The sequence below is a fragment of the Vibrio sabulosilitoris genome (genome assembly GCF_055391395.1).
This window is the reverse complement of sequence record NZ_AP029599.1, coordinates 748,374-768,591: the sequence shown is the minus strand read 5'-3', so window position 1 is coordinate 768,591 and position 20,218 is coordinate 748,374. Positions and strand designations below refer to the sequence as shown.

Below are 20,218 nucleotides of genomic sequence, written 5' to 3'. Positions count from 1 at the left end.
CTGACTTTTGGGCTGCGATTCAGTACCATCTCGCGCCCAAAATACCACTTATATTAATGAGATTGGATTACCATCATGGATAAACTTAAAGTTGGTTTGCAATACTGGCTACCACAGCACGCATTGACGCGTCTAGTCGGTAAACTTGCTTCAGCTAGAGCGGGAAGCCTAACCACTGCCATCATCAACGGCTTCATCAAGCAGTACAAAGTCAATATGGATGAAGCGCTTCACTCGGATCCAAAGCACTTTACAACGTTTAACGAGTTCTTTGTTCGCGAGCTGAAACCGGGTATGCGCCCGATTGTTGAAGATCAAGCCGTGATCACCCACCCTGCCGATGCTTGTGTAAGCCAATTTGGTCCAATTGAAAATGGTCAGCTAATTCAAGCTAAGAATCACAACTACTCAGCACAAGAGCTTTTGGGTGGTGATGAGGCGCTGGCCGAAGAATTTGCCGAGGGCAACTTCGCGACCTTGTACCTCTCTCCGCGTGATTACCACCGCGTACACATGCCATGTGATGCAACCCTGCGTCAGATGATCTATGTCCCCGGCGATCTCTTCTCCGTCAACCCACTGACCGCTGAAAATGTGCCAAACCTGTTTGCGCGCAATGAGCGCGTGGTATGTATCTTCGACACTGAGTTTGGTCCAATGGCACAAGTACTCGTCGGCGCTACCATTGTAGGCAGTATCGAGCTAACGTGGGCAGGCACAGTCACCCCACCACGCGGCAACACCGTCTACCGCTGGGACTACCCAAGCGAAGGCGACAAAGCGATAACCTTCAAAAAAGGCGACGAAATGGGCCGCTTCAAGCTTGGCTCAACCGTAATCAACCTGTTCGCCAAAGACGCCATCCGCTTCGACGACAGCATGCAAAACACCGTCCCGACGGTTATGGGCACAGCATACGCGCACGCGCTTTAGCGCGTTAGGGGCGAGGTGCGGGTTACACTTCGTTCCAAAGAAAAAGGGGCGAGGCGCGGGTTACACTTCGTTCCGAGTAGCGAGGAGTTCCTAGTGCGCTTTGAGTTTATCGCTCCTTAAACCTGCCCTCACTCCTGTTCCCATCGCCCTTAGTCGAGATAGACGACAATCTGATAACAATCTCTGAACTCCTCGCTCCCCGAAGGGCAACGCCTGTCCCCGAACCTCGCAGGGCAAAGCCCGATCCCGCCTCTCGCTTCTCGCCTCTTCTCAAGAGAATTTTTGACTTGAGACAAACTAATGTTCAATTGCTCAAATTGGTCAATAAAACTCCAATCCGGCTCTAAGAGTTGCTTGATAAGTTACTGTATTGTAATCAAAGATACTGATTTGATTAGGTAGGTGACATGCCCATTCGTTTATCGGCTTCCTTGGTTAAGCTAGCCATTTGTATTCTTATTCCACTGTTTGTTCTTTTACTTCCCACTGAGTCGATACCGATCGCTGAGCTAACCGTGATTCAGCATCGACTGCTGGCGATCTTCTTGCTCGCCGCGCTGCTTTGGGTATTTGAGCCTGTGCCGGTGTTTGCGACCTCGATATTAATCATCGCGCTGCAGTTGATCATGATCTCCGATAAAGGTCTACACGCCTTTCGGGTGGACAACAGCCAAACTGAGCTTGGTGAATTGATGTCCTACACCGACATCTTCAGCGCCTTCTCATCACCAATTATCATCCTGTTTATGGGGGGGTTCTCACTCGCTATTGCTGCCTCTAAATACAATCTCGACAACAACCTTGCACGCGTACTTCTCAAGCCCTTTGGTACTAAACCGGCCTTCATTATGCTTGGGCTGATGTTAATCACTGCAGTGTTCTCGATGTTTATGTCCAATACTGCCACCACGGTAATGATGCTGGCATTGCTTGGTCCAATTGTTGCTGCTGCCCCCAAGGGCGATCTCGGCATCAAGGCCCTAGTGCTGTGTATTCCTATCGCGGCCAATACCGGTGGTATTGCAACGCCGATTGGTACTCCGCCTAACGCCATCGCCCTTCAGTACCTGACTGGAGAAAACGCGATTGATTTCCTCTCATGGATGATGATGGGTCTACCATTTGTAATCGTGCAGCTGACCATTGCTTGGTTCTTACTGCAAAAGCTCTTCCCAAGCAGCGAAGATAAACTGGTATTGAATCTGAGCGGAAAGTTTGAGAAGAGCTGGCGTGCCTGGGTCGTCTATGCCACGTTCGCTGTCACCATCTTGATGTGGATGACCACCCAACTGCATGGTATGAACACCTACGTGGTGTCGGTCATTCCTCTCGCAGTCTTCACCCTAACTGGTGTGATGGGCAAACCTGAGCTTAAGCAAATTAACTGGGATGTACTCTGGCTAGTTGCCGGTGGTATCGCCATCGGGATGGGGCTGGACAAAACTGGTCTGGCTAAATCACTGGCCCACGCCATTCCTTATGACACCCTATCCCCCGTTGCCGTACTGATCTCGCTTTCGCTGATCTGTTGGTTAATGGCGAACTTTATGTCGAACACGGCAACCGCCAACTTGTTGATGCCGATTGCTGCGGCAATTGGGGTCTCAATGGAGAGCCTAGCGGCCGTAGGTGGCATTCAAGGCCTTCTCGTGGTGGTCGCCTTCTCAGCTTCGCTCGGTATGATCCTGCCAGTCTCGACCCCACCAAACTCGCTTGCCTACTCTACCGGACTGATTGAGAGCAAGGACATGGCGAAAACCGGTCTGATTATGGGGCTTATTGGCTTGGCGATCGTTTACGTGGCGGTGTTGATCCTGACCTAACTATTTATCCAGCCAGCAACTTCAGGCATAGTATCCCGTCTTAGATACTAGGGTTCGAGGATAAGATGGGATACGAATGGTTGGCGCTGGCGGCAGCATTTCTCTGGGCGGTGGCAAGCTTAATGTCGGTCACGCCCGCAGCGCACTTGGGTACCTTTGCCTACAGTCGTTGGCGTATGGGCTGTACCTCGTTGATCCTAACGGCAATGGCGCTAATGACCGGTGGCTGGGCCAGTGTCTCAATCGAATTAATCTCACCAATGGTCCTATCCGGTTTGATCGGTATTTTTATTGGTGATACTGCGCTATTTGCCTGCCTCAACCGAATGGGGCCACGTCAAGCTGGGCTGCTGTTCTCTTGCCATGCGGTCTTCTCCGTGATCCTTGGCTTCTTTATCTTCAGCGAGACGATGACCCACCTAGAGCTTTTGGGCTCGCTGTTGGTCTTTGTCGGCGTGGCGGGCGCCATCTTCTTCGGCCGCAAAAAGCCCCCTAGCTCAAAACTGGAGCAAGTCTCGGGCTCCCTCAGTATCGGAATTGCTTTAGGTTTAGTCGCTGCGCTCTGTCAGGCACTGGGAGGCATTATTGCCAAGCCCGTCATGATGACTGATATCGATCCTGTTGCCGCATCGGCGATCCGCATGATATCTGCCTTCGTCGCTCACTGCCTGTTTAGGCTCACTGGTGCACGCCTTGCTAAACCGACACAACTGATGAATCTGCGCATCTTTATGATCACTGCCCTGAACGGTTTTATTGCGATGGCCGTCGGTATGACCTTGATCCTGTATGCACTGCGAGATGGCCATGTCGGTATGGTTGCTCTACTCTCTTCCACTACGCCGGTGATGCTGCTGCCCCTGATTTGGTTTTACACCAAACAGCGCCCTAATCGCTACGCGTGGCTAGGTGCTCTGTTTGCCGTCAGTGGCACGGCACTACTTGTGTACTAAATCAAGATCTATAGCTGCGAGCTATCACATCGATAGCTACAATAAGCTTTATATCGAGCTGATTATCATTAAAGATCACTAGGTCTATTCGGATTGATTCATGGATTATGTTGTAATCTAGATAAATTTCTTGCCGTCTTGGGGCGAATTTTGATCTTAACCTACAGTTTTGACTAAAAAGTGTAGTAAAATTACGCTAATTTATTTCAAGGTCATCCGACCAAAAAATTACCAACGATTTGACGAGGTCAATACTATGTCTGCTAAGAAGCCTATGGCTCTAGTTATTCTTGACGGTTACGGTCACCGTGAAGATACCGCAAGCAATGCGATTGCTAACGCGAAAACACCTGTAATGGACGCGCTACTAGCAAACAACCCAAATACTCTAATTTCTGCTTCTGGTATGGACGTAGGTCTACCTGACGGTCAAATGGGTAACTCTGAGGTAGGTCACACTAACATCGGCGCAGGTCGCGTTGTTTACCAAGACCTAACTCGCATCACTAAATCTATCGCAGACGGTGACTTCGTACAGACACCTGCTCTAGTAGAAGCTATCGATACCGCGGTAAAAGCTGAGAAAGCAGTTCACATCATGGGTCTGATGTCTCCAGGTGGCGTTCACTCTCACGAAGACCACATCTACGCAGCAGTAGAAATGGCAGCAGCTCGTGGCGCAGAGAAGATCTACCTACACTGCTTCCTTGACGGCCGTGACACGCCACCACGCAGCGCTGAAAACTCACTTAAGCGTTTTGACGAGTTATTTGCCAAGCTAGGCAAAGGCCGCGTTGCCTCTCTAGTTGGTCGTTACTACGCAATGGACCGTGACAACAACTGGGAGCGCGTTCAAGTGGCTTACGATCTTCTTACTCAAGCTAAAGCAGAGTTCACTTTCGACTCAGCTGTTGCGGGTCTAGAAGCAGCTTACGCGCGTGATGAGAACGATGAGTTCGTTAAAGCAACCGCTATCAAGACTGAAGGTCAAGAAGACGCGATCATCACTGACGGCGATGCGGTTATCTTCATGAACTACCGTGCTGACCGTGCACGTCAAATCACTCGTACTTTCGTACCAGCATTTGATGGCTTTGAGCGTGCAGTATTCCCAGCAATCAACTTCGTGATGCTGACTCAATATGCAGCAGACATCCCGCTAGCCATCGCATTCCCACCAGCATCTCTTGAGAACACGTTCGGTGAGTGGCTATCTAAGCAGGGTCAAACTCAGCTACGTATCTCTGAAACAGAGAAATACGCGCACGTGACTTTCTTCTTCAACGGTGGCGTTGAGAGCGAGTTTGACGGTGAAGAGCGTCAGCTAGTTGCTTCTCCAAAAGTAGCAACTTACGACCTACAGCCAGAGATGAGCTCTGCTGAGCTAACTGAAAAAATGCTTGCTGCCATCAAGTCTGGCAAGTACGACACCATCATCTGTAACTACCCGAACGCAGACATGGTTGGTCACACTGGCGTATACGAAGCGGCTGAGCAAGCGATCGAAGCACTAGACGCAAGTGTTGGTCAAATCGTTGATGCAATTAAAGAAGTGGGCGGTCAAATGCTGATCACCGCTGACCACGGCAACGCAGAAATGATGGTAGACCCAAGCACAGGTGGTACTCACACTGCGCACACTAACCTACCAGTACCTCTAGTGTACATCGGCGACAAAGAGGTTGAGTTCAAAGAAGGCGGTAAACTGTCTGACCTAGCACCAACCATGCTGTCTCTGACTGGCCTAGAAATCCCAGCAGAAATGACTGGCGAGATCTTGGTTAAGTAAGTTTTATTTTTCCCGAGATATAGACCCTAGCTTTTAAGCTAGGGTTTTTTTGTTCCTCGGGAAAAAGAGGCGAGAGGCGAGATCGGACGTTGTCCTGCGAGAAGCGAGACAAAACAATGCGCGCTTTATGCTTATCACTAACTTGATAGGTAAGAAAATCGCTAAAGTGAAAGCGTGTACCCTCTCGCCTCTCGATTCTCGACTCTCCGTCAAGTTTAGTTATACTGATTCTTTCCAATCGACTTCGGACGGACCCCTATGATCCCTTGTATTTGTCTCAAACGGCTTTCTCGCTGTGTTGGTTTAGGACTGGCTGTGGTTTGCCTGTATAGTCCAGCCGATGCGATGGCCAACTCACAAGAGGCGCTTAAAGGTGTAAAGGGAGAGATCAATCGTCAGCAAAAATCACTCAGCTCACAAAAGAAAGAGCTTGATAAGCTTCAGCGTTCACTCAAAGAGCAAGAGCTGGCGATCAACAATAGTGAGCAAAAGATCCGCAGCACCGAGCAATTACTTAAAGACACTAACAAAAAGATTGATTCACTCAACCAGCGCGTCGCGACTCTGGATAAGCGCCGGGCGACCCAAAGCGATCAACTTGCTGAGTTGCTGCGCCTCTACTACATCACGCAAAATGGCAAGATGCCGGAAAATTTACTCGGCACCAGCGCAGAAGAAGATCGCATTGGCCAGTACTTTCAACATATCGCTCAAGCACGTGCCACCGCTATCGCTGAACTTGAAACTACCCAACAGCAGCTCGAAGGGACACAGCAACAACTCAGCGTAGAGAAACAGCAGATCACAACGCTACTCAGTGAGCAGAAAAAGCAGCGTCAAGCTCTGAGCAATAGTCAGACCGAGCGTAAGTCGACCATCCGTAAGATCCGCTCAAACATCTCCTCCGATCAAGTCTACCTTGAAGAGTTACAACGCAATGAAACGCGCCTACAAGCTGAGATAGCCAAAGCGGCTAAACGAGCTGCAGTGCCGATGGATGGCTTGGCAAGGCAAAAAGGCAAACTGCCTTGGCCAGTGAAAGGGAATGTGCTGCATCGCTACGGGAGCAAACAGGCCGGTCAAATAGATTGGAAAGGTGTGGTGGTTGAGGCCAACTATGGGCAAGAAGTCTCGGCGGTATACTCTGGCACCATTGTGTTTGCCGACTATTTGCGAGGCTATGGTTTGGTGATCCTTCTTGACCACGGCAAGGGCGATATGACGCTCTACGGCTTTAACCAAACCCTACTCAAAAAGGAGGGGGATAAGGTGACCGCAGGCGAAACCATCGCACTTGCTGGCAACACTGGTGGTCAAAGCCGAGCGTCGGTCTATTTTGAGCTACGCCGCAACAGCAAGACCTATAATCCAACCTCTTGGCTGCAATAACCACTGTTACCAGTCAGTCGTGCTAATCAGTCATCGCACCGACCGTTGATCATTAGGCCTGTGGGTATGTGGTGCGGATACTCTCTTCAAGTAGCTCGAGCTGCTCACGTCCAAGAGGTGTTGCCAGTGGTTTGACCACTAAGATCATCTGCAGCATGCCCTGGTGGACGACTTGCTCGGTAACACTCTCACTGGCATTCATTGCTGAACGATAAGCAAGCCACCCACTGGCAATCAGGTGCAGCGACACGACTAGCTGCGGGATCTCGCTTTCTTCAATTTTCAGCAGCCCTAGTTGGGCAAAGGTACGCATGATATCGTTCAGATTAGCCTGCAGCTGTTTTTGCACAGCGATATAGTCGTGGTGCAGTGACGGGTCACGCTGGAGAATGTCAGGCAGGTTGGCATAGAAGAAACGATATTTCCACATCAAAGTGAAGATCGAATCAAGATACTGCTTGAGCAGCACTAAGCTCTCCGTTTGGCCTTGGACGGGTTCAAATCGCTTTAGCAGCTCCTGCGAATAGAGGACAAAGATATCACGCACAATTTCCTGTTTGTTGCGGAAGTGGTAATAGAGATTACCCGGACTGATTTCAATATGTGCGGCAATATGGTTGGTGGTAATCGAGCGCTCTCCATGCTCGTTGAACAGCTCTAACGCTGCTGAGACGATTTTGTCCCGAGTCTTCATTATTATTTTCTCGTGCTTAGAAGGGTTCTCTAGAGTATATACCTAACTGTGATAAAGGCGCGCGATCTCTGCGCGCCGATTGATTGACCTTGATTAAACAATGCCTCAATTGAGGTATTGACCCATTTCTTTTTGGTGATAAAGCTATTGGTGGTAGGGCTTAGAGAGCTGATGGACAGCGTCAACAAACACTCCCGCATTTTCTGGCGGCACATCAAGGTGAATGCCGTGGCCAAGGTTAAACACATGCCCGGTTCCACCATGACCAAAGCCCTCAAGAATACTCGTGACTTCTTGACGAATTCGCTCAGGCTGTGCATACAGCATTGATGGGTCCATGTTGCCTTGCAGCGCCACTTTATCCCCAATACGCGCCTTAGCATCAGCGATGTTGATCGTCCAATCCAGACCAACCGCATCACAACCTGTAGCAGCGATCTGCTCAAGCCACATGCCACCGTTTTTGGTAAACAAGGTGACCGGCACGCGGCGCCCCTCGTTTTCACGGATCAGACCGTCGACAATTTTGTGCATATATTGCAGCGAGAACAGATTGTAATCACGCGGCGTCAGCACCCCACCCCACGTATCAAACACCATCACCGACTGAGCACCCGCCTTTATTTGCGCATTCAGATACTCAATCACACTGTCAGCAAGCTTATCAAGCAACGCATGCAGGGTTTGCGGCTCGGCGTACATCATCTTTTTAATCTTGGTGAACGCTTTTGAGCTACCGCCTTCAACCATATAAGTCGCAAGCGTCCATGGGCTACCCGAAAAGCCAATCAGTGGTACGTCACCATTGAGATCCTTACGGATCTGGCGCACCGCATTCATCACGTATTGCAGCTCACCCTCGGGATCAGGCAGACCAATTTTGTCGACATCCGCTTTACAAGTGATCGGCTTATCGAACACCGGTCCCTCACCTGCGGCAAAGCGCAACTCTAATCCCATCGCATCTGGGATGGTCAGGATATCTGAGAAGAGTATTGCGGCATCAAGTGGGAAGCGACGTAGTGGCTGAAGTGTCACCTCTGAAGCCAACTCAGCATTGCGGCATAACGACATAAAGTCACCTGCCTCGGCTCTAGTAGCCTTGTACTCTGGAAGATAACGACCGGCTTGTCGCATCATCCACACTGGGGTGTAGTCTACTGGCTGTTTGAGCAAAGCGCGCAGATAGCGATCATTTTTTAATTCTGTCATTCTTTTCATCCAATCTAGACTGATTTTCTCGCTGATTATCTTAACACTGTTAGGGCGCAAAAAGACCAACGCTTTGAGCCCTGGATCATGTTATTTACTTTAATAACAATGCTTAATTTGCGTCCAACCCTAAACAATGTTTACTATTTGGTTGCTAGCGAAAACTACTATAAATGAGTTATTACAACTCGGTATCTCATAACGACATCTTACTTACCCCCTCCTTCTGTAGGAGGGTTTTTTTTGTCAAAAAACAGAGGCGAGAGTCGAGTCACACTTCGTTCCGAGGTACGAGGACTTTGTCGCGCGCTCTGAATTCCTCGCTCCCCGAAGGGCAACGCCCGTACTCGAACCTCGACCCTAAAAACAGTTGCGAGGAGCGAATACTCTATCGCGCGCTGCAAACTACTCGCCCCCCATTGGGCGAAGCCCGCCCTCGAACCTCGTACCTGCTTTTATATCGGAGATGGTTTGTTCGATTAAGGCTCTGGCGATGGTTCCGGTTGGGGCGACCTCGGGAAGCTCATCGGGGCTGAACCATCCTGCATCCGATATCTCGCGATAGTCGGGTTTTACCTTGCCGTCGGCATAATCTGCTAAAAATGCCATCATCATGTTTGAGGGGAAAGCCCAAGGCTGGCTGCCAAAGTAACGGATATTGTTGACTACTATCCCGGTCTCTTCCATTACCTCGCGTGCGACACACTGTTCTAGGGTCTCCCCTACTTCTAGAAAGCCTGCGATCACTGTGTACATGCCGCTACGATGCCTTGGGTGTTGAGCTAGGAGTAGTTTGTCGTCCTTGCGTACGGCGACGATAATGCAGGGGAAAATTCTTGGGTAGTGTAAGGTACGACAATCGCCGCACTGCATGGCTAATTGGTTGTGGTTAAGGTGATTACGCCCGCCACACAGCGGGCAGTAGCGCATGGTTTGGGTCATGTGGCCGTACTGGATTGCGCGGCTGACCATCAGAAACAGTGGCTCAGGAAACTCTAAACAGCTGCGCAGCGAGACCATCTCGAGCTGCATTTCAACGTCTGATTCATTAAGCCACACACAGGTTTGCCCTTGGTACTCACCAATGGCACAAGCTTTTTCCACCGGCAACCCCAAAGCTTGCCCAGAGCCGCTAGGCAATTGATTATCGACCAGCCAAACCGAGCTATCTCTTACAACGATCCAAAGTATGGGACTCGTTTCATTTGCATCACAATTTTCTAACATCCGTGCCTCTCGTCGCTTGCAGAATCATCATTTTACTGGCAATCTAAAATCATACCACTTTAAAACAAATGCAGTCTTATCGATAGGTTATGAACCTAAATGACCACGCATTGGTATCCTATAGAAGGTGCCTACCAAAGCACACAAATTCGGGCGCTGATTGGTGCTTCGAGCGAGAGGGCAATACGTATGTTGAGAAAACTGAAACAAACGCAAGATCAATGGGGTGGCTCAAGTGATGTCATCGATCACTGGTTGGATACTCGTCAATCTTTAATCGTTGAGTACTGTAAACTGGCGAACCTCCAAACCGCGCCTAACAGCAACAAGCTTGCCACGCTGCCCTCCCCCGATGAACTGCAGCACTTTTGTCAGCACTTGGTGGACTATATCTCAGCAGGCCATTTCAAGATTTACGACATGGTGATGGATAAATGGCGCTCGACAGGCTTCAAAGCCACTGAAGAAATTGATCAAGCCTACGCCAAAATTGTCTTAACCACCGAGCCTCTTCTCAGCTTCACCGACAACTACGCCGAAACCAACCAAGAAACCAATCTAGACAGCCTTGAAGATGACTTATCCCGGCTGGGTGAAATTCTCGAAATTAGGTTTGCACAAGAAGACAACCTGATTCAGTTAATTGCGGATAGTTTGGCTATCCCGCCAGGCGCCTAGCGCGCCTTCGACGAGAATCGAGAGGCGAGATCGGGCTGCGCCCTGCGAGTACGCTTCGCTCGAGGTGGTGAACGCTTTAAGACAACAGACTAGGGTTGGGTGCATTTCTCGCTTCTAGGCCCTAATCAAAAGAAAAGAATTTATGGGTTGGCATTAAAGTGCCAACTTTTTTGTTCCACAGTTATTATTTGCCTAGGGCGAGAATCGAGAGGCGGGATCGGGCTGTGCCCTGCGAGTACGCTTCGCTCGAGGTGGTGAACGCTTTAAGACATAGACCAAGGTTAGATGCATTTCTCGCTTCTAGGCCCTGGTCAAAAGAAAAGAATTTATGGGTTGGCGTGAAAGTGCCAACCCTTTTTATTTCACAATCAACGATTTCTTTAGATTTCCGCCAAAACGCACAACACGCTCCCCCTCGCCTCTCGTCTCTCGCAGGGCGCAGCCCGATCCCGCCTCTCGCCAATAGCGAAAAAAAAGGCACCCACATTAAGTGGATGCCTTCTTATCAATCAACTTGTCTAGCCTAAGCGAAAGCGATTGGCGATTTTACTCGTCAGACGAGAAACCAGCGTTCAGTAGGGCAGCTAGGTTGTCCGTCGCTTGCTCTGCTGATGGGCCTTCTTGCTCTTCTGTGCGTTTCGCTTGACGGTCTTGGTGGTAAGCGAAACCGGTACCCGCAGGGATCAAACGACCCACGATTACGTTTTCTTTCAGACCGCGTAGGTCATCTTTCTTACCAGAAACCGCAGCTTCAGTTAGAACGCGTGTTGTCTCCTGGAACGATGCCGCAGAGATGAACGATTCAGTCGCTAGAGATGCCTTAGTGATACCTAGTAGCTCACGCTCGAAACGTGCAGGCTCTTTGCCTTCAGCTTCAAGGTCACGGTTAGCAATCTTAACGTTCGCATATTCTAGCTGTTCACCAGGTAGGAACTCAGAGTCACCTGCGTGCGTGATAGTACACTTACGTAGCATTTGACGAACGATAGTCTCAATGTGCTTATCGTTAATCTTAACGCCTTGTAGACGGTAAACTTCTTGTACTTCGTTAGCGATGTACTGAGTTACCGCGTGGATACCACGTAGACGTAGGATGTCATGCGGAGACTCAGGACCATCTGCGATCACGTCACCACGTTCAACCTTCTCACCCTCAAACACGTTGAGCTGACGGTGCTTAGGAATCATCTCTTCGTACGTATCGCCACCATCACGAGTGATGATTAGGCGACGTTTACCTTTGGTCTCTTTACCGAATGACACAGTACCTGTGTGCTCAGCAAGGATCGCAGGCTCTTTAGGCTTACGAGCTTCGAATAGGTCCGCAACGCGTGGAAGACCACCGGTGATATCTTTGTTACCGCCAGACTTCTGAGGAATACGAGAAAGCGTATCACCGATACCTACTTCTGCACCGTCTTCCATGTTCACGATCGCTTTACCTGGTAGGAAGTAGTGAGCTGGCATATCAGTACCAGGGATCATTACATCGTTACCTTGCTCATCAACAAGTTTGATAGCTGGACGCATATCTTTACCTGCTGCTGGGCGAGCTGCCGCGTCAGTCACTTCGCTTGAAGATAGACCGGTTAGGTCATCGGTTTGGCGAGAAACCGTTACGCCGTCGATCATGTCAACGAATTGGATGCGACCTGCCACTTCAGTGATGATTGGCATGGTGTGCGCTTCCCAGTTCGCTACTGTCTCACCAGCAGTCACTAGGTCGTTGTCTGCTTTCGACAGGATAGAACCGTAAGGCAGTTTGTGCTTCTCTTTAGTACGACCGAACTCATCGATGATAGTTAGTTCAGAGGCACGAGAAGTGATCACAAGCTTCTTGTCTTTGTTGATTACGAACTTAGCGTTGTGAAGCTTAACAGTACCTGTTGTCTTCGCTTGGATGCTGTTCTCAGCAGCCGCTGTCGATGCCGCACCACCGATGTGGAACGTACGCATCGTAAGCTGTGTACCCGGCTCACCGATAGACTGAGCAGCGATAACGCCGACTGCTTCACCTTGGTTCACTAGGTGACCACGTGCTAGGTCACGACCGTAACACAGTGCACAACAACCGAAGTCAGAGTCACAGGTTACTACCGAGCGCACTTTCATCGAGTCAACTGAGTTCTCTTCCATGATCTGACACCACTTCTCATCAATTAGAGTGTTACGTGGGATCAGAACATCTTCAGTACCAGGCTTAAGTACGTCTTCAGCAACAACACGACCAAGAGCAAGTTCTGTTAGGGCTACCTTAACATCACCACCCTCGATGTGCGGCATCATGTCTACACCTTCGTGCGTGCCACAATCGTGTTCGTGTACTACAACGTCCTGCGCTACGTCTACTAGACGACGAGTTAGGTAACCCGAGTTCGCAGTTTTCAGTGCCGTATCCGCAAGACCCTTACGAGCACCGTGCGTTGAGATAAAGTACTGAAGTACGTTTAGACCTTCTTTAAAGTTCGCGGTGATTGGCGTCTCGATGATTGAACCATCTGGACGTGCCATCAGACCACGCATACCCGCTAGCTGACGAATCTGAGCTGCAGAACCACGAGCGCCCGAGTCCGCCATCATGTAGATGCTGTTGAATGACTCTTGCTGCTCTTCTTCACCGTCACGGTTAACAACCGTTTCAGATGAAAGGTTTTCCATCATCGCTTTCGCTACGCGATCGTTGGTCGATGCCCAAATATCGATCACTTTGTTGTAGCGCTCACCCGCGGTTACCAGACCAGATTGGAACTGCTCTTGGATTTCGCGAACTTCTTCCTCTGCTTCCGAGATCTCAGTGTATTTCGCAGCAGGTACAACCATATCGTCGATACCTACAGAAACACCTGATAGTGCTGCGTAAGCAAAACCAGCGTACATGATTTGGTCAGCGAAGATTACTGTGTCTTTCAGACCCAGTTTACGGTACGCCTCGTTCAACAGGTTAGAGATCTGCTTCTTACCTAGTTTTTGGTTAACTAGGCTGTAAGGCAGGCCTGCTGGAACGATTTGCCATAGCATTGCACGACCGATAGTAGTATCTACCATCTTGGTCTCAGTTGTGCTGTTGCCATCTTCGTCAACGACAGTTTCAGTGATACGTACTTTAACGCGAGCGTGTAGTTCAGCGGTCTTAGTGCGGTATGCCTTCTCAGCCTCTTCTGGGCCAGCAAGGTACATGCCTTCACCTTTCACGTTGATCTTGTCACGTGTCATGTAGTAAAGACCCAATACAACGTCCTGAGAAGGTACGATGATCGGATCACCCGATGCTGGCGACAGGATGTTGTTGGTCGACATCATCAGGGTACGTGCTTCAAGCTGTGCTTCTAGAGTTAGAGGCACGTGTACCGCCATTTGGTCACCATCGAAGTCCGCGTTATACGCCGCACACACAAGTGGGTGTAGCTGGATCGCTTTACCTTCGATTAGTACTGGTTCAAACGCCTGGATACCAAGACGGTGAAGTGTTGGTGCACGGTTAAGCAGTACTGGGTGTTCACGGATAACTTCGTCTAGGATATCCCAAACGATCGCTTCTTCGCGCTCTACCATCTTCTTCGCAGCTTTGATTGTCGTCGCCATGCCACGAGTCTCTAGCTTGCTGTAGATAAATGGTTTGAATAGCTCTAGTGCCATCTTCTTCGGAAGACCACACTGGTGTAGACGAAGGTATGGACCTACTGTGATTACAGAACGGCCAGAGTAATCTACACGCTTACCTAGAAGGTTCTGACGGAAACGACCTTGTTTACCCTTGATCATATCAGCAAGAGATTTCAGAGGACGCTTGTTCGAACCTGTGATCGCACGACCGCGACGACCGTTATCTAGAAGGGCATCAACAGACTCTTGCAGCATACGCTTTTCGTTACGTACGATGATGTCTGGAGCCGCTAGCTCTAGAAGACGCTTCAAACGGTTGTTACGGTTGATCACGCGACGGTAAAGATCGTTCAGATCAGATGTCGCAAAGCGACCGCCGTCTAGTGGTACTAGAGGACGTAGATCTGGCGGAAGAACTGGAAGCACAGTTAGGATCATCCACTCAGGGTTGTTACCTGATTGAACGAATGCCTCAACAAGCTTCAAGCGCTTAGTGATCTTCTTACGCTTAGTTTCAGAGTTAGTTGTTTCTAGCTCTTCGCGCATCTGCTCGATCTCAGAAGGCAGATCCATTGTGCTCAATAGATCTTTAATCGCTTCTGCACCCATCTTCGCAGTGAACTCATCACCCCACTCTTCTAGACGATCCAGATACTCTTCTTCAGTCAGCATCTGAGATTTTTCTAGATCCGTCATACCCGGCTCAGTTACTACGTACATTTCGAAGTAAAGAACACGCTCGATATCACGCAGTGGGATATCCATAAGTAGACCGATACGAGACGGCAGTGATTTTAGGAACCAGATGTGAGCAACTGGTGATGCAAGCTCGATGTGGCCCATACGGTCACGACGAACTTTAGTTTGTGTAACTTCAACGCCACACTTCTCACAGATAACACCACGGTGCTTCAAGCGCTTGTATTTACCACAAAGACACTCGTAGTCTTTAACTGGACCAAAAATACGCGCACAGAACAGACCATCGCGCTCAGGTTTGAACGTACGATAGTTGATCGTCTCAGGTTTTTTCACTTCACCGAAAGACCATGAACGGATCATGTCTGGTGAAGAAAGACCGATTTTGATTGCATCAAACTCTTCGGTCTTATGCTGTGCTTTTAGAAAGTTTAATAAGTCTTTCACAATCAGCTCCTGTAAGGAGTTAAAAGGAGCCCACCTCTCGATGAGCGCCTTCTACTAAATAATCGCTTTGTCTCCCCAAGGCAAAGCCTTGGGGAAAGGGATTACTCTTCGTCTTCTAGCTCGATGTTGATACCTAGCGAGCGAATCTCTTTCAACAATACGTTGAACGATTCTGGCATGCCAGGTTCCATGCTGTGGTTGCCATCTACGATGTTCTTATACATCTTAGTACGGCCATTCACGTCATCCGACTTGACGGTTAGCATTTCTTGAAGGGTGTAAGCAGCACCGTATGCTTCTAGTGCCCATACTTCCATCTCACCGAAACGCTGACCACCGAACTGAGCTTTACCACCAAGTGGCTGCTGAGTTACTAGGCTGTAAGAACCAGTCGAACGTGCGTGCATCTTGTCATCAACAAGGTGGTTCAGTTTCAGCATGTACATGTAACCTACAGTTACAGGACGCTCAAACGCATCACCAGTGCGACCATCAAACAGAGTTAGCTGACCAGATTCTGGTAGGCCACCTAGTTTTAGAAGGTCTTTGATTGAACGCTCAGATGCACCGTCGAAGACAGGTGTCGCGATCGGTAGACCGCCACGCAGGTTCTTGATCAGAGTGCGAACTTCATCATCAGACAGAGCTGCAACGTCGATCTTCTGACGCGTGTCGCCAAGATCGTAAACCTTCTGTAGGAACTCGCGGAACTTAGCCAGTTCTTGCTGCTCCTTAACCATCTGGTTGATCTTGTCACCGATACCTTTCGCTGCCAGACCCAAGTGTACTTCTAGGATCTGACCGATGTTCATACGCGATGGTACACCCAGTGGGTTAAGTACGATGTCTACTGGCTGGCCAGTTTCATCGTATGGCATGTCTTCAACAGGGTTGATCTTAGAGATTACACCCTTGTTACCGTGACGACCCGCCATCTTATCACCAGGCTGGATGCGACGCTTAACCGCTAGGTAAACCTTAACGATCTTCAGTACGCCCGGCGCTAGATCATCACCTTGAGTGATCTTGCGACGCTTAGTTTCAAACTTCTTATCGAAGTCCGCTTTAAGCTCGTCGTACTGCTCGGCTAGTTGCTCTAGCTGAGTTTGCTGTGCATCGTCTTCAAGCGTCAGCTCTAGCCACTTCTTACGTTCGATAGTGTCTAGTTTCGCTTCCGTGTAGCCGCCTTCGATTAGAAGTGCTTTAACACGGTTTAGAAGGCCACCCTCAAGAATTTGGAACTCTTCAGTTAGGTCTTTCTTAGCTTCTTTCAGCTGCATCTGCTCGATTTCAAGCGCACGCTTGTCTTTCTCTACGCCATCGCGAGTGAAGACTTGAACGTCGATGATGGTACCTGAAACAGAGTTTGGTACACGCAGTGATGTATCTTTAACATCTGATGCTTTTTCACCGAAGATCGCACGTAGTAGCTTCTCTTCAGGAGTAAGCTGGGTTTCACCTTTAGGGGTTACTTTACCAACTAGGATGTCGCCACCCTTCACTTCAGCACCAATGTAAACGATACCTGACTCGTCTAGTTTAGACAGAGCAGACTCACCTACGTTTGGAATATCAGCAGTGATCTCTTCAGCACCCAGCTTGGTATCACGCGCCACACAAGAAAGCTCTTGGATATGGATAGTCGTGAAGCGGTCTTCTTGAACTACGCGCTCAGATACTAAGATCGAGTCCTCGAAGTTGTAACCGTTCCAAGGCATGAATGCGATACGCATGTTCTGACCAAGTGCAAGCTCACCAAGGTCGGTTGAAGGACCATCAGCAAGAACGTCACCACGTAGTACTGGTTCACCTGGCATCACACATGGACGCTGGTTGATACACGTGTTTTGGTTTGAACGTGTGTACTTAGTTAGGTTGTAGATGTCGATACCTGCTTCGCCAGGGATCAGCTCATCTTCGTTAACCTTAACTACGATGCGAGAAGCATCCACAGACTGGATCATACCGCCGCGCTTAGCAACAGCAGTTACACCCGAGTCAACCGCGATGTTACGCTCGATACCGGTACCTACTAGTGGCTTATCAGCCTTAAGTGTAGGCACAGCCTGACGTTGCATGTTCGCACCCATCAATGCACGGTTCGCATCATCGTGTTCTAGGAACGGGATAAGCGACGCAGCGATAGATACAACCTGGTTGGTTGCAACGTCCATGTAGTCGACGTTTTCGCGTGGGTGTAGACCCGATTCACCTTTCTGACGAGCAGTGATTAGCTCTTCAGCGAAGGTACCTTCGCCAGTCAGTACGGTGTTAGCCTGAGCGATAACGAACTGACCTTCTTCGATAGCAGATAGGTAATCTACTTCGTCAGTTACGATGCCATCTACAACGCGACGGTATGGCGTCTCTAGGAAACCGTACTCGTTACAACGCGCAAACGCAGATAGAGAGTTGATCAGACCGATGTTTGGACCTTCCGGCGTTTCGATCGGACATAGACGACCGTAGTGAGTTACGTGTACGTCACGTACCTCAAAGCCAGCACGCTCACGAGTTAGACCGCCAGGACCCAATGCAGAAATACGACGCTTGTGCGTTACTTCTGATAGCGGGTTGTTCTGGTCCATAAACTGAGACAGCTGTGAAGAACCAAAGAATTCTTTCACTGCCGCTGAGATTGGCTTCGCGTTGATGAGGTCTTGAGGCATGATCGCATCGAGATCGCCTAGGCTTAGACGCTCTTTCACGGCACGCTCAACACGTACTAGACCAACACGGAATTGGTTCTCAGCCATTTCGCCCACAGAACGAATACGACGGTTACCTAGGTGGTCGATATCATCCACTTCGCCAATACCGTTACGGATAGCGATCAGCTTCTTCATCACTTCGATGATATCAGTTTCGTCTAGGATACCCTGATCTTGAGCATCTTCACGCATGATAGAGCTGTTGAACTTCATACGACCAACGGTCGATAGATCGTAACGCTCATCAGAGAAGAATAGGCTCTCGAATAGGGCTTCTGCCGCTTCTTTCGTTGGCGGCTCACCAGGACGCATCATGCGGTAGATTTCAACTAGCGCAGAGATACGGTCAACCGTGCTGTCGATACGTAGCGTATCAGACATGAACGGACCGTGGTCTAGGTCATTGGTGAACAGAACTTCTAGAGATTTGTGACCTGCTTGAGACAGGTGAGCAAGCGCCTCTAGGCTTAGCTCTTGGTTCGCTGCAACGATGATCTCGCCAGTTGCTTCGTTGATGTAATCTTTCGATGCAACTTTACCAACGATGTACTCTACTGGCACTTCGATGTGCTCAACGCCATCTTTTTGAAGTTGACGGATGTGACGAGCCGTTACGCGACGACCTTGCTCAACGTAAGTCGTACCGTTCGCTTCGATGTTGAATGACGCAGTTTCACCGCGTAGACGATCAGGAACCAACTCCATAAGTAGAGTTTGATCTTTCACTTCGAAGTTCACCTTCTCGAAGAACAGACCTAGGATCTCTTCAGTCGACTTGCCTAGGGCACGAAGGATGATTGAAGCTGGTAGCTTACGACGACGGTCGATACGTACGTATAGGTTATCCTTAGGGTCAAACTCGAAGTCGAGCCATGAACCACGGTAAGGGATTACACGTGCGTTATAAAGTACTTTACCCGATGAGTGGGTCTTACCCTTATCGCTGTCAAAGAATACGCCAGGGCTTCGGTGCAGCTGGGATACGATAACCCTCTCGGTACCGTTGATTACGAAGGTACCATTGTCTGTCATGAGTGGGATCTCACCCATGTAGACTTCTTGTTCTTTAATATCTTTTACAGTACCTGCTGGCGCGTCTTTATCAAAGATAACTAGGCGTAGTTTAACGCGTAGCGGTTTTGAATAAGTTACACCGCGGATTTGACATTCTTTAACGTCAAAAACTGGCTCACCAAGACGGTAGCTAACGTATTGCAGCTCAGAATTGCCGTTGTAGCTCTGAATTGGGAATACAGAACGGAACGCAGCCTCAAGACCGTATTGTCCCTCAGGATCCTGTTCGATAAATTTGTCGAACGAATCGAGCTGGATCGATAGCAGGTATGGAATGTCCAAAACTTGTGGACGAGTACCAAAGTCCTTACGGATGCGCTTTTTCTCGGTATAAGAGTAAACCATGGGGTTCCTCAGCTCGCTGATAAGTGACCCAAACTGTCTCCAATCATATTGAGACAGTGACTAATAACGACTGTTTTTTCTGAAGGAGCAGCGCACTGAGTGGCAATGCGATACTTTTTTGCTAGGGTGAGGCGCGAAAAACAGCGGGAAAATTCGCCTAGACCCTACAGCGCAAAAAGGCCGGTGGTTATAAAACCACCAGCCATTAGCCGTTAGGCTAAGAAGCTTAAGTAATAATTACTTAACTGCAACAGTTGCACCAGCTTCTTCTAGCTGAGCTTTAAGAGCTTCAGCTTCATCTTTCTCGATGCCTTCTTTTAGAGGAGCTGGAGCGCTATCAACTAGTGCTTTAGCTTCTTTAAGACCTAGGCCAGTTGCGCCGCGAACAGCTTTGATAACAGCAACTTTGTTACCGCCAACAGACTCAAGAACTACGTCGAATTCAGTTTGCTCAGCAGCAGCTTCGCCACCAGCAGCGCCGCCAGCTACAACAGCAGCTGCAGCAGATACGCCGAATTTCTCTTCCATAGCTTCGATTAGTTCAACAACTTGCATTACAGACATTTCTGCAACTGCGTCTAGGATTTGCTCGTTAGTAATAGACATAACAATTCTCTTTTAAGTCAACAATAAGTTTAAAT

At 49.2% G+C, this 20,218-nt stretch carries 12 protein-coding genes; 6 read left to right on the top strand and 6 right to left on the bottom strand.

Features of this window, described 5'->3' with window-relative positions:
* Positions 1-75: 75 nt before the first annotated feature.
* The 5 genes from asd (at position 76) to ACZ5R2_RS03675 (ending at position 6,887) form a co-directional block, all read left to right on the top strand.
* Entirely contained in the window at positions 76-933 is an 858-nt protein-coding gene (asd, locus tag ACZ5R2_RS03695) for an archaetidylserine decarboxylase (RefSeq protein WP_464901085.1), read from the top strand.
* Positions 934-1,340: 407 nt separating this feature from the next.
* Positions 1,341-2,756 (top strand): SLC13 family permease, encoded by a 1,416-nt coding sequence (locus tag ACZ5R2_RS03690; RefSeq protein WP_464901084.1) that lies wholly within the window; start codon positions 1,341-1,343, stop codon positions 2,754-2,756.
* A gap of 65 nt (positions 2,757-2,821) precedes the next feature.
* Positions 2,822-3,709, top strand: a complete 888-nt coding sequence (locus tag ACZ5R2_RS03685; RefSeq protein WP_464901083.1) for a DMT family transporter — start codon at positions 2,822-2,824, stop codon at positions 3,707-3,709.
* A 256-nt stretch (positions 3,710-3,965) separates the two neighbouring features.
* A complete protein-coding gene (gpmM, locus tag ACZ5R2_RS03680) occupies positions 3,966-5,498 on the top strand; it encodes a 2,3-bisphosphoglycerate-independent phosphoglycerate mutase (RefSeq protein ID WP_464901082.1) in 1,533 nt (510 codons plus the stop codon).
* Positions 5,499-5,843: 345 nt separating this feature from the next.
* Entirely contained in the window at positions 5,844-6,887 is a 1,044-nt protein-coding gene (locus ACZ5R2_RS03675) for a murein hydrolase activator EnvC family protein (protein WP_464919438.1), read from the top strand.
* A gap of 52 nt (positions 6,888-6,939) precedes the next feature.
* On the opposite strand, the gene ACZ5R2_RS03670 is transcribed toward ACZ5R2_RS03675, so the two are convergent.
* The 3 genes from ACZ5R2_RS03670 to nudC all read right to left on the bottom strand — a co-directional run bounded on the left by ACZ5R2_RS03670 (position 6,940) and on the right by nudC (position 10,020).
* Entirely contained in the window at positions 6,940-7,581 is a 642-nt protein-coding gene (locus ACZ5R2_RS03670; protein WP_438459906.1) for a TetR/AcrR family transcriptional regulator, read from the bottom strand.
* A 144-nt stretch (positions 7,582-7,725) separates the two neighbouring features.
* Positions 7,726-8,793, bottom strand: a complete 1,068-nt coding sequence (gene hemE / locus ACZ5R2_RS03665; RefSeq protein ID WP_464901080.1) for a uroporphyrinogen decarboxylase — start codon at positions 8,791-8,793, stop codon at positions 7,726-7,728.
* 405 nt (positions 8,794-9,198) lie between these two features.
* Complete coding sequence (nudC, locus tag ACZ5R2_RS03660; RefSeq protein ID WP_464901079.1) at positions 9,199-10,020, bottom strand: NAD(+) diphosphatase; 822 nt, start codon at positions 10,018-10,020, stop codon at positions 9,199-9,201.
* A gap of 183 nt (positions 10,021-10,203) precedes the next feature.
* Between nudC and rsd the strand changes: the two genes are divergently transcribed.
* Positions 10,204-10,698, top strand: a complete 495-nt coding sequence (gene rsd / locus ACZ5R2_RS03655) for a sigma D regulator (protein ID WP_464902301.1) — start codon at positions 10,204-10,206, stop codon at positions 10,696-10,698.
* 546 nt (positions 10,699-11,244) lie between these two features.
* On the opposite strand, the gene rpoC is transcribed toward rsd, so the two are convergent.
* The 3 genes from rpoC to rplL all read right to left on the bottom strand — a co-directional run bounded on the left by rpoC (position 11,245) and on the right by rplL (position 20,183).
* Positions 11,245-15,447 (bottom strand): DNA-directed RNA polymerase subunit beta', encoded by a 4,203-nt coding sequence (rpoC, locus tag ACZ5R2_RS03650; protein WP_464901078.1) that lies wholly within the window; start codon positions 15,445-15,447, stop codon positions 11,245-11,247.
* A gap of 101 nt (positions 15,448-15,548) precedes the next feature.
* The gene (rpoB, locus tag ACZ5R2_RS03645) at positions 15,549-19,577 is read right to left on the bottom strand and encodes a DNA-directed RNA polymerase subunit beta (RefSeq protein WP_464901077.1); all 4,029 of its coding nucleotides are present in this window, start codon (positions 19,575-19,577) and stop codon (positions 15,549-15,551) included.
* 237 nt (positions 19,578-19,814) lie between these two features.
* The gene (rplL, locus tag ACZ5R2_RS03640; RefSeq protein WP_438459901.1) at positions 19,815-20,183 is read right to left on the bottom strand and encodes a 50S ribosomal protein L7/L12; all 369 of its coding nucleotides are present in this window, start codon (positions 20,181-20,183) and stop codon (positions 19,815-19,817) included.
* Between the last annotated feature and the right edge of the window lie 35 nt (positions 20,184-20,218).

Bases quoted from the DNA above. Each gene is read 5' to 3' on its own strand.
- nudC (WP_464901079.1), bottom strand. From the start codon at position 10,020: ATGTTAGAAAATTGTGATGCAAATGAAACGAGTCCCATACTTTGGATC.
- rplL (WP_438459901.1), bottom strand. From the start codon at position 20,183: ATGTCTATTACTAACGAGCAAATCCTAGACGCAGTTGCAGAAATGTCT.
- ACZ5R2_RS03670 (WP_438459906.1), bottom strand. From the start codon at position 7,581: ATGAAGACTCGGGACAAAATCGTCTCAGCAGCGTTAGAGCTGTTCAAC.
- ACZ5R2_RS03690 (WP_464901084.1), top strand. From the start codon at position 1,341: ATGCCCATTCGTTTATCGGCTTCCTTGGTTAAGCTAGCCATTTGTATT.
- ACZ5R2_RS03675 (WP_464919438.1), top strand. From the start codon at position 5,844: ATGGCCAACTCACAAGAGGCGCTTAAAGGTGTAAAGGGAGAGATCAAT.
- gpmM (WP_464901082.1), top strand. From the start codon at position 3,966: ATGTCTGCTAAGAAGCCTATGGCTCTAGTTATTCTTGACGGTTACGGT.
- rpoB (WP_464901077.1), bottom strand. From the start codon at position 19,577: ATGGTTTACTCTTATACCGAGAAAAAGCGCATCCGTAAGGACTTTGGT.
- hemE (WP_464901080.1), bottom strand. From the start codon at position 8,793: ATGACAGAATTAAAAAATGATCGCTATCTGCGCGCTTTGCTCAAACAG.
- ACZ5R2_RS03685 (WP_464901083.1), top strand. From the start codon at position 2,822: ATGGGATACGAATGGTTGGCGCTGGCGGCAGCATTTCTCTGGGCGGTG.
- asd (WP_464901085.1), top strand. From the start codon at position 76: ATGGATAAACTTAAAGTTGGTTTGCAATACTGGCTACCACAGCACGCA.